The following is a 14,561-nucleotide window of genomic DNA, read 5'->3' on the forward strand; positions in this document are numbered from 1 at the left end:
GATGAAAGCGAGTGAGGATATGTACTATATTACGTTGTTTATCTGTGCTGCAGTAGCCCTTTTATTTCTCACTCGCTACTATCGTTTGAAAAAAGAAATAAAGAGTACAGCCCGTCAATTGAGGGAACTGAACAACAAAATAACGGGAAAAAAAATTAACCTTACTTTGTTTGATAGGGATCTTGAAGAGCTGGCAAAAGAAATCAATGATCAAATAGATGAAACAAAAAGGGCAAATGCAGAAAAAATGCGAACAGAAAATGAGTTAAAGCAGGCAGTCGCTAATATTTCACATGATATACGAACGCCAATGACCTCTATCTTAGGGTATATTCAACTTTTGGAATCTGATGAACATACATCAGAGAATAGATCAGCGTATTTTGAGATTGTTAAAAATGGGGCACTAAGGTTGAAAGATTTATTAGAGGATTTCTTCGAATTATCGATCATTGAGTCTGCAGATTATCCATTAAATGTTGAAACAATCTCATTGAATAACTTGGTATTTGATGTTTTAGCAGGTTTTTATGAGGAATTTAACCAAAGGGGATTAGAGCCTTCCATTCATATTCCTGAGAAAGATATTCGAATGAAGGCTGATTCGTCGGCAGTTAAACGTGTGATTGAAAATTTAGTGCTTAATGCGGTTAAACATTCAAAAGGGAATGTGAAAATACAGCTTGATCAGCTTTCTTCAACAGTTCAACTGATAATAAGTAATCCTGTACATCAATTAAGCGAAAAAGATGTTCATCTGCTTTTTGACCGGTTTTACAAAGGAGATAAAACCCGGTCAGAAAAAAGTACAGGGTTAGGATTATCTATTGCGAAAAGCCTAATGCTGAAAATGAATGGGAAACTAACGGCAGAATTAAAAGAGAATCAATTATATATGAAGTGTGAATGGGAGCTTTAAATTGAGAGTATATGTAAAAAAATAGGCTGCGAAAAACCTTGCGTTCCCATAATTTTTCAATTATGATGTTAATATCAAAAAAAGGAAGGGTGTCCGTGGAACAATGAACAATTAATCCTATTTGTTAAGAAAAAATTCGTTTATGATACGATTCATTTTTTCTAGATAGGATTAGTCTGTACACTTTTATACAAACGATATGTTCATTGTGTCCCTTCCATCAGGGGTATTATGCCATTTTGGTGTTGTATTGTACCTTCTCCTCCTGTCTAGAATATTGACAGGAGGTTTTATTTTGGAAACAAATCAATTAGCTGGTCGTTCATCAAGCCTGTTTGGAAATCGGGTTTTTCAAGCTATTATTATGTCAGGCTTGTTTTTACAGATAGGAATTTGGGTACGAAACTTTGCTGTTCTGCTGTTTGTAATGGAGCAGACAAAGGGAGATCCTTTTGCAGTTTCAATGATTTCTGTTGCTGAGTTCGCGCCTATTTTTATCTTTTCTTTTATCGGAGGAACGTTTGCTGACCGCTGGCGTCCGAAAAGAACAATGGTTTGGTGTGATATCTTAAGTGCCATATCTGTATTTGCAGTATTAGTGACACTTATGTTCGGAACATGGCAGGTTGTGTTTTTTGCAACATTAATATCTGCCATTCTGTCGCAATTTTCTCAGCCCTCTGGGATGAAGCTGTTTAAGATGCATTTGCCGGAAGAACAAATTCAGGCGGGGATGTCTGTCTATCAAACGGTATTTGCTGTATTTATGGTGTTAGGTCCAATTCTTGGAACATTTGCATTTCAAGCATTTGGCATTAATATTTCCATTGCGATTACAGGAATAGCATTCTTGCTATCAGCTGCTGCCTTAGCTTTCCTTCCTCAAGATCGCTTCATGGAAGAGGAGAGCCGTACGACTTCACTATGGGAAGAAATGAAGAGCGGCATTAAATATGTGTTAAATAAGAAGGAATTAAGCCAATTAGGTTTATGCTTTTTAGCAGCAGGGCTTGGACTTGGTTTTGTTCAGCCTCTCTCTATTTTTCTTGTTACGGAACAATTAGGTTTACCAAAGGAAAACCTGCAATGGTTACTTACTGCTAATGGCATTGGTATGATTATCGGTGGGGCAGGAGTCATGATATTTGCCAAAAAAGTCCCACCACAGAAGCTTTTAATATTTGGAATGCTTGCTAATGGCATTGGCTTGGCAGTCATGGGATTATCAACAAATCTTTGGTTAACACTTGGTGCTGAGTTTTTAAACGGATTAATGCTTCCGTGTATCCAGATTGGAATTAATACAATGATTTTGCAGAGAACAGAATCTGCTTTTATAGGCAGGGTCAATGGAATATTAAGTCCGCTGTTCACGGGTTCCATGGTATTAACAATGAGTGCTGCAGGAATTCTAAAGGAACAATTTTCATTAGTTGCCATCTTTGAATCAGCAGCGATCTTGTTTATTATTGGTTTGTTATTCATATTGCCAATTTATAATATGAAAGTAGAGCAGAAGCAAGAGGTTCTAGGTTCGCAAGATTAATAAGAGTGATCGGATGCGTGATGACAAAGTTTACAAGAAATAAATAACAACCATTAAAAATCCACTGTTCTAAAAAATAGAGCAGTGGATTTTTTGTTGCAGATAAAAAAGTGTATCTTTTGGGTCTGAGAATTGTCTAGTTCCAGCGCCCAGCGACTAATGTACTTCCGTTCCTTCCCTACGATAAGTCAACATCGAATCACTCTCGTTCTTCGTGTTGTTTCCTTTATCTCAGTCAGGAGACGTCCAGTCCATACGTCACTAAGCATAGCGCTTTCACTTTTCTTTTACCTTGCCATTTTAAGTAATATAACTTATGATTGTTAAGTACTTAATTTTATTAAGTAATTTTGGGGGTTATGATTTTGAATAAAGAGATGTTGAAAGGAACGATTGATCTTCTTATTCTTTCTATTCTTAAAGAAAAGGAGAATTATGGCTATGAGATTTCAAAGGCGATAAAGGAAAGAACAGAAGGAACCTTTGAAATACAGGAAGCTACTCTGTATTTATCATTAAAACGATTAGAAAAACAGCAAGCAATCACTTCTTATTGGGGCAATGAAAGCCATGGCGGCAGGCGCAAATACTATGCTGTAACCGTGGAGGGATTGAATCTATTGCAAAAGTCTATATATGAATGGAAGCAAACTGTTGAGATGGTTGATCGGTTTATATAGAGGGAGGGATAAAAAATGAGTCAGTTTATGCGGAAAATGTTTAGTTTAAATGATATAAAGTATAGTTGGATTCTGTTGCTATCAATAATTCTATGCTTTCTGATATTTTATATTGATCGTGCTGATCTTTTGATTGATTCGGCTATAGTAACCACTGGCTATCTTCTTTCCTTTTCCATTGCGGTTTTATGGGGAGCCATCAATTATATTGGGCATATTCGAATGAATGTGATGTACCAAAAACAAAACAATATCCATGCTTATGTTGCTCAGCTTGCGTTAAGCCAAGAGGATAAATGGGAGCTTCAAGCTTATTTAGAGGACTTTGCGGAAGATTTAATTCAGCAAGGAAAGACAAAGGAAGATGCTTCAATAGAGGCAATTAACCATTTTAAGGTCCAAGAGATTTTATCATTATCGAAAAATACGTTACTATTTAATTTACATGCACACTACTATTTATTAGGCTGGGTAATTCTAGCTTGTATTTTCTTTACATTTATAGGGGTATTTTGGATTGTTTTATTTGCTTCATCCACCTTATTGCTTATTGTTGAATCTATGCTGTTTGCTTATAGTTTAGGATTTGTGGGATTGTTTTTTGTGTATAAGTTATTTGATGCAATGATTTATCGAAAGTTAAAAGAGAATGTATCATGATAAATTAGTTGAGTATGAAATTTTATGGGGAGTGTCATAAATGGAAAACTGGATTACTGAGATTATGAATGAATTCGGATATATGGGGATATTACTGCTGATTGCATTAGAAAATGTTTTCCCGCCAATTCCATCTGAGGTTATTCTAACATTAGGCGGGTTTATGACAACTACTTCAGAATTAACCGTATTGGGAGTAGTTGCTTTTTCCACTATTGGTTCAGTAGCTGGAGCGGTTATCCTTTACGGGATCGGCCGGCTGATCGACGTAGACAGAATGGAAAAAATCATAGAAAAATGGGGACATATTCTTCGCCTGACGAAAAAGGATATTCAAAAGGCTGATCAATGGTTTGACAAATATGGAGTATGGACCGTTTTCTTCTGCCGTTTAATCCCATTAATTAGAAGTTTGATATCTATACCTGCAGGAATGTCACATATGAACTTTGGTGTATTCCTTTTATTTACAACACTAGGAACGTTAATTTGGAATGTGATTCTTGTGAATGTCGGTGCAGCAGTGGGGGATTCATGGGAAACGATTGTGGAGTACATGGATATCTATTCAAACTTTGTTTATGCGTTCTTAGCGCTGGCAGTTATTGTATTCGTTGTTTTATTCATTAAGAAAAGAGTAACAAAAAAATAGTATATATAGGAAAGAGTCGCAGGAACATTTTCCTGTGACTTTTTTTGAAAAATAATTCTCGATTTTAGGAAAGTGTAAATAGACTAATTCATGGTGTTTTTTTCTAATAATAAAAATTTCATGTGTGGTTAAGATATAGAGGTAATTTCAAATTGATAAGGAGAGATTTGAGTGCCTCAACAAATGGATGTCAATCAATTAAATCAAGCAAAAGCCAATGTAACATTAACACAAACATTATTAAACCAAGCAATTGAAAAATCTTCTTCAGACCCAGCTTTAGCTGAACAGGCGCTTAAACAGGCGGCGGAAGAAATTGCACAAGCACAAACGGCTGTAAGCCAGGTTCAAAGTGCATTAAATGTTCAAAAGTCTGAATAATTGAAGATTATTCTTAAAAAGTTTCAACAAGAGGAGGGGTTAGGCTGGTCTAATCCCTTTTTTTTTCGGAATATTAAAGGAAATAACTATTAATCAAACGTTTGATTAATAGAATGCTGATTATAATAAAAGATTTAGAATAATATTTTCATCCAATTTTATTTGAATGTATTGACATCATTTGTATATCGTGATATGATATTTTCTTTTTAGCGGCTGTAAAATTATGTTATCAATCTCCTAAAGTAGTAAAGGGATTATAACATTAGATAGGAACCTTCTCATTCGAATGAATTTAAGGGAAAGAGGTGTTTATTATATGACAAAGGATCAAAGGAAAAAATTGACCATTTTGATGATTAATATGTTTATTGCCATCGGCAGCTTTGGGATCATCATCCCAATCCTCCCAGCCTATTTGGAGTCAATTAATCAAGGCGGAACAGCTGCAGGTTTAATGATTGCTATTTTTGCGGGTGCACAGTTGATCTTTTCACCAATTGCGGGAAAATGGACGGATCAATATGGGCGAAGAAAAATGATTATTTACGGGCTAATAGGCTTAACGGCTTCTATGTTTGTGTTTTATGGGACTAATTCTATTTGGTGGCTATATATTTCTCGGTTTATTGGCGGGGTAGGAGCTGCACTGCTAGTACCTGCCATTTTCGCTTATGTAGCAGATATTACGACCATGGATCAACGAGCTAAGGGAAATAGCTTAGTTTCAGCGGCTATGTCACTTGGGATTGTTATAGGTCCAGGAGTCGGTGGCTTTTTAGCTGATTTCGGCCTTAAGATGCCCTTCTTGATCTCGGCAGTCGTATCACTTGTAGCGGTCGTTTTCTCAATCATTGTTCTTAAAGAAAGCCAGCATGATCTGCCGTCAGGAGCTATGGGTGATATCCCTGAGGATGAATCAATGGCAAGAAAAATGGTACGTTCTGTAAAGATGCCTTATTTCATTCCACTCATCATTACACTTGTCATGAGCTTTGGTTTAATGGCTTATGAATCGGTTCTTGGTTTATTTGTTGATAATCAGTTTGGTGCATCTCCGCAGGATATTGCCATTATGGTTACTTCTACTGGGATTATTAGTGTCATCGTTCAGCTATTTATCGTCGATCGCATTGTAAGCCGTTTTGGTGAAGGAACCGTATTGACGATGTTTATTGGTGTAGCAACATTCGGTTTTCTACTGTCGTTATTCGCATCCAGCTATGTGCTTTTCTTCGGTATTACACTATTAATTTTCCTTGCAACTTCTATCCTTCGTCCTGTTTTGAATACACTTATCTCCAAGCTGGCAGGCAACGAGCAAGGATTTGCTATGGGAATGAATAACGCTTATATGAGTATAGGGAATGTTTTAGGACCAACGCTTGCTGGTCTGCTGTACGATGTTAAAATAGTTTATCCGTTTGTTTTAGGATTAATACTCCTAGTGATCACGTTAGCGACGACGATTGTATGGCAAAAACGTGCATTAAATAACAAGTTTAAGGTGAAGATGGAGAAAGCATAAATCAGTGCTAATATCTTAATCAAACGTTTGATTAGTTTTAAATTGCTTTTGATTATTATAATTCTGGAATATTTTTGAATTTTTGCGTTGTTATAGCTGCTTTGGTATGTTATGATAATGTTAATTATAATGAATGGAGGTTTTCCTTAGTGTTAGATAACAGACTTCGATTCCAAACTTTGAACCAGTAATTGAATACGTTCAAGGCTCTGCTTGTGCGCAGAGTAAACGGGATTGGTCTGCCTTTTTTAAGGAAACCTTATTTTACGGCATATGTAAAAAGAGGGTGAGGACGAACTCACTCTCTTTTTGTTGTCTTTAAAATAAAATAGTTCATCTAATATCATGATATTTATCTTTAATGATAGCAGGATCTTAAGCTAGAAGATTTAGCCTGGATTTTGCTGAATATTAAGGATAGATTCATGGACCATTCTTATTGTGAAGGATCTTTCACTTTACCGTTCTGACAGTTGTAGTTTTTTGTCAACAGCTATCTTTGTGGTTTTTTTAGACATATCCATTTCCGTTTATTAATTAAGCACAGGCAGATGCCTGTGCTTTTTATTTTATCGCAGATTAACGAGCTGTAAGACCCCCACTTCAAGAAGTTGAGGAAACGAAAAATTCTAAGTGGGAGATCTAACAGCCCGTAAATGCCCGATTGGTTCAACTAAGAATCAGTGGGGGATAGGATAAAGGAAAACCCCCACTGATTGAGTTTCACTTTATATGAAATGGAGGAAATCATTTATGAAAAGAAAGGCCATTTTAGTCGGTGTGAATCTAAATAGCACTCAGTCAGATTTTGAATATATGATGGGAGAGTTAGCAAATTTAGCTGGGGCATGCGATGTGGAAGTTGTTGGTGAGATAACTCAAAATTTACACCAATTAAATAAGTCACATTATATAGGGGCAGGAAAGGTTGAAGAGCTACTATCGCTTTTAAAAGAAAAGGATGCAAATGTTGTCATTTTCGATGATGAACTGTCTCCTTCGCAAATCCGTAATTTAGAGTCAGAGCTTGACTGTGAGGTAATCGACCGCACGATGCTTATTTTGGAAATTTTCTCCAACAGGGCAAAAACGAGAGAATCTCAGCTGCAAGTTGAGGTGGCTAGGTTGAAATATATGCTGCCTCGACTGGTCGGCATGCGAGAATCACTCGGACGCCAAGGTGGTGGTGCAGGGTTGAAGAATAGAGGAGCAGGTGAAACGAAGCTAGAACTGGATCGCCGGAAAATTGAGATAAAAATAACGGCGCTCAATAAAGAACTTGAAAAATTAATAAACCAGCGAAAGACTCAAAGAAAGCTGCGTAAAAAGAATAATATTCCTGTTGTTTCATTAGTGGGATACACCAATGCCGGTAAGTCTACAATAATGAATGCCATGCTGGAAAAATATAATGAGGCAATGGATAAGCAAGTTTTTGAAAAAGATATGTTATTTGCTACGCTGGAAACATCTGTACGAAAGATTAAGCTAACAAAAAACAAAACCTTTTTATTAACTGACACAGTGGGATTCATTAATAAGCTTCCACATCACTTAATAAAGGCGTTTCGCTCGACCCTTGAAGAGGTTGGTGAAGCTGATTTACTCATTCATGTTTTGGATTATTCCAGTCCGCATCATGAGGAGCAAAAAAGGCTGACGAATGAAATTTTAAGTGAAATTGGGATCGAAGGAATTCCTGTCATTTACGCAAATAATAAAGCAGACTTAACAGAAGCGGAATATCCGTTCAGTCAACAAAATTGTGTGTATTTATCAGCAAAGAATAGATTAGGCCTCAATGAATTAACTCAATTAATCAGTCAAGAGATATTTAGTGATTCTATTCAATGTGAGCTGCTCATTCCTTATGCGCAAGGTGAGATCGTTTCTTATTTTAATGAGAATAGTCATATTCTGTTAAGTGAGTATGAGGACAATGGAACAAAAATAATTGTGGAATGCAAAAGGTCTGATGCGGAAAAATATAAGCAATATATTAGATTAACACAAGTATAAACGAGGGATCAAAAAGGAGTATGAAGTCTTTCCTTCATACTCCTTTTAATGCTGCTTTATCCTGCGTGCTAATCTTCTTTTTTTCCCACGATTCCATAAAACATAAGCCTCATAATATCCTCAGTCAGCGGGAGGATTTTTTGATACACATCTTCTCGTTGTATATATTCATGGACCGCTTGGATAAAAAATAAAATGGCTTCATTAGATACATTCGGATCCACATGTCCCTGCTTCTTCCCTTCATTAAAAAGATCAATTAAGCGAGGGATGATTTGTTCTACATACATTTTCTCAATATAATTGACCCCTGTTGTATATTCCTTCATTAGATATTGATAGAAATCTTCATGAATCTGATTGGCTGTTTCTTTTTTAGTGAAAATAATCTGCTTAATCTTTTCAGGAAAAGCAATATCCCCATTAAGTATTTGATCAAATTCATCCATTGCCTTCTCTACGTAATATAGAAAAACCTCACGAACTAAATTATGTTTACTGTCAAAATAATTATATATCGTTACTTGGGATACATTAGCTTCTTTGGCTATTTCAGCAATTGAGATCTTTTGAACTCCATATTCCATAAATAAAGCTAAAGCAGCTTCTAATATATTCATTTTCTTCTGTACTCTGCGTCGTTCAAACCCGTCCATTTTTTCACCTCATGTTCATTTTAATGAAATTTATGAAATAAAACAAATTAAATAGTTCATAAACTATTGTCAAGGATTCCTATTTTGTATATTATGAACTAAATAATTTGAAATATTTCATAATTTTATAGAGACAATTGAGGAGGATGGAAATGAGCGTATTAAAAACAACAAATTTAATTAAAAGGTTTGGGGCGTTTACTGCATTAGATGGGGTGAATATAGAGGTAAACGAAGGTGAGGTTTATGGGTTTATTGGTCCTAATGGTGCGGGAAAGTCAACTACGATACGCTTACTCCTTGGTATTTTGAAAGCGACTGAAGGGGAAGCGAGAATCTTTGGCATGGATGTGTGGGAAGATGCTGTCGATATCCATAAACGGATCGCCTATGTTCCTGGTGATGTAAATTTATGGCCGAATTTAACAGGAGGGGAAGTAATTGATCTTTTTGTAAAGTTACGAGGGTCAAACAATAAAAGCAGACGTGAAGAACTGATAAAAAAATTCGATTTAGACCCATCGAAAAAATGCCGGACATATTCAAAAGGGAACCGGCAAAAGGTTGCATTAATTTCTGCTTTTTCTTCAGATGCTGATCTTTATATATTAGATGAGCCAACATCAGGTCTCGATCCATTGATGGAGAGAGTATTCCAGGAGTGTGTATTAGAAGCGAAAAGTACAGGGAAGAGTGTTATCCTATCCAGCCACATCCTGTCTGAGGTTGAAAGATTATGTGACAAGGTAGGAATTATACGACAAGGGAAAATGATTGAAACAGGTACATTAAATGAGTTGCGTCACTTAACGAGAACTAGCTTGGCGGTAGAAACAAAACAACCTCTTATTAATTTAAATGAAATGAGAGGAGTACATGGTGTAGAAAAGAAAGATCGTGCCCTTTCATTCCAAGTAGATGCCGAAGAGTTGGATAATGTGATCAAGTATGTAAGTCGATTTGGCATTTTATCCTTAGTAAGTACACCGCCAACTTTAGAAGATTTATTTATGCGTCATTATGAAGGTGCAGGGAAAACTCCGAAAGCAGGAGTGGGAGGTGCTAAGTAATGTCGAAGCAATTATATAAAAATACAAGGATTCTTTCAGGGTTAATCGTAAGGAGAGATCGTGTTCGTATCCCTGTGTGGTTAATTTCGTTAAGTACTCTGACAATTATCGTTGCAGCATCATTTACGGATTTGTATAAGAATGAAGGAGAAAGACAGGCGATAGCTGAAACCATGAGGAACCCAGCTATGACGGCAATGGTAGGTCAAGGATATGGATTGGAAAACTATACAAATGGTGCAATGATGGCTCATCAAATGTTGCTTTTCACGGCAATGGCAGTGGCGATCATGAGTATATTACTTGTTGTGCGCCATACCCGTGCAGATGAAGAAGATGGACGGATTGAAATCATCCGCGCCCTTCCAGCTGGCCGTTTAGCTAATTTAAATTCAACGATCCTAGTCTTATTTGGAGTGAATGTGCTGTTAGCATTAATTGTTGGATTTGGATTGAATGCTCTAGGCATTGAAAGTATGGACTTAGAAGGTTCTCTTTTATATGGTGCAGCTATAGGGGCAACAGGAATGATTTTTACAGCCATAACGGCATTGTTTGCCCAGCTTTCAGAAAGTTCTCGAGGGACGATAGGATTTTCAATTACAATCTTGCTGATAGCTTATCTGCTTCGTGCCGTTGGTGATGTAAGCAATGAGGCACTATCTTGGTTATCTCCATTAGGCTGGATTCTAGGTTCTGAGGTATATGTAAATAATTACTGGTGGCCAATTTTTTTAACGGTTGGTGTGGCATCTATTTTAGTTGTTCTTTCACTTTATTTGAATGCAATTCGTGATTTAGAGGCTGGGTTTTTAAGAGCCAAGTCTGGCAGGAAAAAGGCGTCTCCCTTTTTGTTAAGTCCGCTTGGGTTAGCACTTAGACTACAGCGTACAGGGCTGATTGCCTGGGCTGTGGGGACATTTATTTTGGGTGGGTCTTACGGTTCCGTTTTAGGAGATTTAGAATCTTTTTTCGCAGATAATGATATGATGAAAAATTTATTGCCTCCGGTTGAAGGCTTTTCGTTAACGGAGCAATTTCTAACGATGTTAATGTCAGTTATTTCAATGATTTGTACGATTCCACCACTAATGGCGATGTTAAAGCTTAAAGGGGAAGAAAGTAAGAATCGAACAGAACATTTACTAAGTCGTGCTGTATCTCGGATCCGCTTGATGGGGAGTTATTTTGTTATATCCATTGTTAGTGGGTTTGCCATGCTATCGCTTGCTGCAATTGGATTAGGGGCAGTCGGAAATTCGGTAATGGAGGAGGGAATTGCTTTTGGCAGACTTTATAGTGCAGCAATGGTCTATCTGCCTGCGATGTGGATTATGATTGGATTAGCTGCATTATTGATTGGTGTTGCTCCAAAACTGTCTGGCATCGTATGGGCTTACTTAACCTATTCCTTCTTTGTCGTATATTTAGGAGGGTTACTTCAACTCCCTGAATGGATGAGTACACTATCTCCTTATAATCATATACCGAAGGTGCCTGTTGAAGAAATAGATTATATGAAGCTATTCATCCTTACTATTGTTGCTATTGTAATAATAGCTGTGGGCTTTATACAGTATAAAAACCGGGATATTCAAGGGTAAAACAATTTTGTTCTTGCTAGGAATGACCAGCAGATTCAGATTTGCTGGTCATTCGTTTTTTTCTTCCTTCTTTATTTTGCAGCATTAAACTTTTGATAATTCTCCTATGCATTTAAAAATATAATAGAACCATTTCCGTCTTTAACCGTATATATAACTAGAGAGTTTCAGCTAGATTAGAAAGAAAGGAGTGGACTTATGAATTCTCATATCCTCTCACCCCAAAATCAATTATCCAAGAAAGCGGTTAAAGTATGGATAATTAGTGAAGTAATTGAAAATGTAATTGGATTCATCGTACTTGGTGTTTTATTTTATCTAGATTATTTGTTTTCATGGAAAGAGTGGATTGGGTGGATATTAATTGGGGTTGCAAGTATCTCTGTACTATTTGCAGTCTGGTCATTTATTAGACCATTTTTACTCTATAAAACATGGCGTTATGCTGTAGATGAAGAATTTCTGCAATTGAAATATGGTGCACTAATTGAAAAGCATCAGCTTATCCCAATGACAAAGATTCAATCGGTTGCTACTAACCAAGGACCATTGCTTAGAAGATATGACCTTTACACTGTATCCATAGAAACGATGGCATCTACACATACAATTCCCGCACTTCCAAAAGAGACAGCTGTTGAGTTAAGGAATCAAATTGCTCAATTTGCGAAAGTAAAGGAAGTGGAATCGTGATTCAGGCAAAGAGATATAACCCTTTACTTATGCTTTTTCAATTATTTAATTTAATAAAGAACTCCATTTTCTTTGTAGTTTTTTTATTTGTAATCAAGGCAGGTTCAGATTCAGCCTTTATTAAATATGGTAAGGTTATTTTCATTCTAGCTTTCGTAATAACGTTTATTTCGATCATTATCAAGTGGTTCACCACTAAATATGCATTTGATAATAAATCATTTTATCTTTACAAAGGGATTTTTAGTAAATCTGAGCGATCTATTCCTTTTTCAAAGATTCAAAACATAAATCGGCATACCGCTTTATTCCATCGGATATTTAGAGTGACTTCTATTAGTTTTGAGACAGGTATTAAAGGGGAGAATGCATCGGTAAAATTCGAAGTCGTTTCAAGGATAGAGGCCGATCGGATGGAGGCGCATTTGTCTAGCACTGTACACGTTGACTTACCTTCCATTCAGGAAAGTGACGCGAATATGGAAACATTCCCCCATGAAGAGGATGACTCAAAGGTAAATTCAATTCGAGTCTTGCATTTTAAACCGACAAAAAAGGATACGTTAAAAGCTTCTTTCACATCGTTTAGCTTTCTCCTCCTTATTCCTTTAATTGCTTCTCTTTATTTCAAAATAAATGATATCTTCCATGTGGAAGAAGAGGCAGAAGGGGTTATTTCCGAAATTTTGAACTCCTGGTGGCTTGTTTTTGGCATCATTATATTCCTAGTTATTGCTTCTGCGGCTTTTGGGATTGTTTCGACATATTTGAAATACGGAAAATATGAAATTTCCTCCGATTTTGATCGAATCTATATAACGAAAGGAGTAATCAATGAAACTTCCTTTTCTATTTCAAAAGAAAAGGTACAGGCGATAGAAATAAAACAATCTACATTAAAAAGAGTATTTGGACTAGCTGAAGTAAAATTAACCAGTGCGGGTGGGCTTGGTTCCGAGGAAGATAAACATGAGATCAACTCTCTCTATCCATATCTTCCTATTAGACGTGCATATGAAATCGTTTCAGATATATTGCCAACATATGAGGTAACTGAAAAGATGGATAGACTTCCGAAAAAATCCTTGTGGGTACGTTTGCTGTGGCCAAGCTGGATTTGGATTATAACAACTGCAGTCCTATATTATTTCAAACCTGCTATTCTAAATGTGGAGAAGGCATGGTGGATAATATCTGCTTGTCTGTTCGTTATCATTGGTGTAACAAGATTACTTGATTTCTATAATACCCGATATGTTCTGAATGATCGTTTTGTTCAATTCAAAAAAGGGAGTCTGACTACTACATTATTTGTATCCAAAAGAGAAAAGGTCATTGAAGTAAGAGTTTCAAGGAATATCATTCAAAAGCTTCTAGGCCTTGCTTCGATTAAGACAATCAACCGGGCAAAGCCTGTCTATCATGCAGGAATAGAGGATGTCCCGCAGGAATTGGCTAACGTGTTTTATAAATGGTACAAAGGAAGAAAAAATGAAATCAAATTAGAATAGAAAATTATTTAATTTGTCTGGCAGATCTGTATTTACTGATCTGCCTTTTTGAATCTATAGCATTAAATCTATCTTTTATGTTCGTTTTTAAAAATAACAAATTAGTAATATGTATTATTTATTAAAAGTTATATAAAACTAATTGACAAATAAAAGAAGAATTGATATTATATATATTGTCGCTAAGACATAAATGATTTAAAAAATATTTGACAGCGAGATTATATAATGTTATATTATGAATCTGCTAAAAAATAGTTCTTTGAAAACTAAACAAAGCAAAAACGTCAACGTTAATTCTTATTTTAAAGAAAGATAAGAAACGAGCAGGTCAAGGAAACGACTGAGTGAGCGCCGGATTGTACGAGGGTACATGAGGAGCGGAGCGAGGGAGTTGACGAAGAGATGCGAAGTTTATTATCTTTCATCGAGCTAATCTTACTCTTTATTGGAGAGTTTGATCCTGGCTCAGGACGAACGCTGGCGGCGTGCCTAATACATGCAAGTCGAGCGAATCTGAGGGAGCTTGCTCCCAAAGATTAGCGGCGGACGGGTGAGTAACACGTGGGCAACCTGCCTGTAAGACTGGGATAACTTCGGGAAACCGGAGCTAATACCGGATAATCCTTTTCTACTCATGTA

The 14,561-nt window shown here is 36.4% G+C and carries 13 protein-coding genes; 12 read left to right on the plus strand and 1 reads right to left on the minus strand.

Annotation, left to right across the window (positions count from 1 at the left end; translation table 11 throughout):
* Nucleotide 1: 1 nt before the first annotated feature.
* The 8 genes from AN957_RS02005 (at nucleotide 2) to hflX (ending at nucleotide 8,385) form a co-directional block, all read left to right on the plus strand.
* Nucleotides 2-919 (plus strand): sensor histidine kinase, encoded by a 918-nt coding sequence (locus AN957_RS02005; RefSeq protein WP_321172078.1) that lies wholly within the window; start codon nucleotides 2-4, stop codon nucleotides 917-919.
* A 295-nt stretch (nucleotides 920-1,214) separates the two neighbouring features.
* Nucleotides 1,215-2,465: an MFS transporter gene (locus AN957_RS02010; RefSeq protein ID WP_053478173.1), complete on the plus strand. Its 1,251-nt coding sequence runs from the start codon at nucleotides 1,215-1,217 to the stop codon at nucleotides 2,463-2,465.
* 359 nt (nucleotides 2,466-2,824) lie between these two features.
* Nucleotides 2,825-3,145, plus strand: a complete 321-nt coding sequence (locus AN957_RS02015) for a PadR family transcriptional regulator (protein ID WP_231690167.1) — start codon at nucleotides 2,825-2,827, stop codon at nucleotides 3,143-3,145.
* A 15-nt stretch (nucleotides 3,146-3,160) separates the two neighbouring features.
* Nucleotides 3,161-3,805, plus strand: coding sequence for a hypothetical protein (locus tag AN957_RS02020; RefSeq protein WP_053478171.1), 645 nt, complete (start codon nucleotides 3,161-3,163; stop codon nucleotides 3,803-3,805).
* 40 nt (nucleotides 3,806-3,845) lie between these two features.
* A complete protein-coding gene (locus AN957_RS02025; RefSeq protein WP_053478170.1) occupies nucleotides 3,846-4,457 on the plus strand; it encodes a DedA family protein in 612 nt (203 codons plus the stop codon).
* A gap of 183 nt (nucleotides 4,458-4,640) precedes the next feature.
* Complete coding sequence (locus AN957_RS02030) at nucleotides 4,641-4,838, plus strand: hypothetical protein (RefSeq protein WP_380000889.1); 198 nt, start codon at nucleotides 4,641-4,643, stop codon at nucleotides 4,836-4,838.
* Nucleotides 4,839-5,157: 319 nt separating this feature from the next.
* A complete protein-coding gene (locus AN957_RS02035; RefSeq protein ID WP_053478168.1) occupies nucleotides 5,158-6,366 on the plus strand; it encodes an MFS transporter in 1,209 nt (402 codons plus the stop codon).
* 753 nt (nucleotides 6,367-7,119) lie between these two features.
* Nucleotides 7,120-8,385: a GTPase HflX gene (gene hflX, locus AN957_RS02040; protein ID WP_082446472.1), complete on the plus strand. Its 1,266-nt coding sequence runs from the start codon at nucleotides 7,120-7,122 to the stop codon at nucleotides 8,383-8,385.
* A gap of 68 nt (nucleotides 8,386-8,453) precedes the next feature.
* Here the strand turns inward: hflX and AN957_RS02045 are convergent, their stop codons facing one another.
* Complete coding sequence (locus tag AN957_RS02045) at nucleotides 8,454-9,041, minus strand: TetR/AcrR family transcriptional regulator (protein ID WP_053478166.1); 588 nt, start codon at nucleotides 9,039-9,041, stop codon at nucleotides 8,454-8,456.
* Between the two features lie 152 nt (nucleotides 9,042-9,193).
* Between AN957_RS02045 and AN957_RS02050 the strand changes: the two genes are divergently transcribed.
* From AN957_RS02050 to AN957_RS02065, 4 genes are all read left to right on the plus strand, one after another.
* Nucleotides 9,194-10,111, plus strand: coding sequence for an ABC transporter ATP-binding protein (locus tag AN957_RS02050; RefSeq protein ID WP_053478165.1), 918 nt, complete (start codon nucleotides 9,194-9,196; stop codon nucleotides 10,109-10,111).
* Complete coding sequence (locus tag AN957_RS02055) at nucleotides 10,111-11,715, plus strand: ABC transporter permease (RefSeq protein ID WP_053478164.1); 1,605 nt, start codon at nucleotides 10,111-10,113, stop codon at nucleotides 11,713-11,715. Before AN957_RS02050 ends, AN957_RS02055 begins: the two co-directional genes overlap by 1 nt.
* Before the next feature lie 198 nt (nucleotides 11,716-11,913).
* Nucleotides 11,914-12,408, plus strand: coding sequence for a PH domain-containing protein (locus tag AN957_RS02060; RefSeq protein ID WP_053478163.1), 495 nt, complete (start codon nucleotides 11,914-11,916; stop codon nucleotides 12,406-12,408).
* On the plus strand, nucleotides 12,405-13,919 hold the full coding sequence (locus AN957_RS02065) for a PH domain-containing protein (RefSeq protein ID WP_053478162.1): 1,515 nt from the start codon (nucleotides 12,405-12,407) through the stop codon (nucleotides 13,917-13,919). Before AN957_RS02060 ends, AN957_RS02065 begins: the two co-directional genes overlap by 4 nt.
* The last annotated feature ends 642 nt before the right edge of the window (nucleotides 13,920-14,561 follow it).

The sequence above is a fragment of the Cytobacillus solani genome (assembly GCF_001420595.1).
Taxonomy (GTDB): Bacteria; Bacillota; Bacilli; order Bacillales; family Cytobacillaceae; genus Cytobacillus; species Cytobacillus solani.

Excerpts from the sequence above, each read along its gene's own strand:
- AN957_RS02005 (WP_321172078.1), top strand. The coding sequence starts at position 2 with ATGAAAGCGAGTGAGGATATGTACTATATTACGTTGTTTATCTGTGCT.
- AN957_RS02015 (WP_231690167.1), top strand. The coding sequence starts at position 2,825 with ATGATTTTGAATAAAGAGATGTTGAAAGGAACGATTGATCTTCTTATT.
- AN957_RS02020 (WP_053478171.1), top strand. The coding sequence starts at position 3,161 with ATGAGTCAGTTTATGCGGAAAATGTTTAGTTTAAATGATATAAAGTAT.
- AN957_RS02025 (WP_053478170.1), top strand. The coding sequence starts at position 3,846 with ATGGAAAACTGGATTACTGAGATTATGAATGAATTCGGATATATGGGG.
- AN957_RS02030 (WP_380000889.1), top strand. The coding sequence starts at position 4,641 with ATGGATGTCAATCAATTAAATCAAGCAAAAGCCAATGTAACATTAACA.
- AN957_RS02035 (WP_053478168.1), top strand. The coding sequence starts at position 5,158 with ATGACAAAGGATCAAAGGAAAAAATTGACCATTTTGATGATTAATATG.
- hflX (WP_082446472.1), top strand. The coding sequence starts at position 7,120 with ATGAAAAGAAAGGCCATTTTAGTCGGTGTGAATCTAAATAGCACTCAG.
- AN957_RS02045 (WP_053478166.1), bottom strand. The coding sequence starts at position 9,041 with ATGGACGGGTTTGAACGACGCAGAGTACAGAAGAAAATGAATATATTA.
- AN957_RS02050 (WP_053478165.1), top strand. The coding sequence starts at position 9,194 with ATGAGCGTATTAAAAACAACAAATTTAATTAAAAGGTTTGGGGCGTTT.
- AN957_RS02055 (WP_053478164.1), top strand. The coding sequence starts at position 10,111 with ATGTCGAAGCAATTATATAAAAATACAAGGATTCTTTCAGGGTTAATC.
- AN957_RS02060 (WP_053478163.1), top strand. The coding sequence starts at position 11,914 with ATGAATTCTCATATCCTCTCACCCCAAAATCAATTATCCAAGAAAGCG.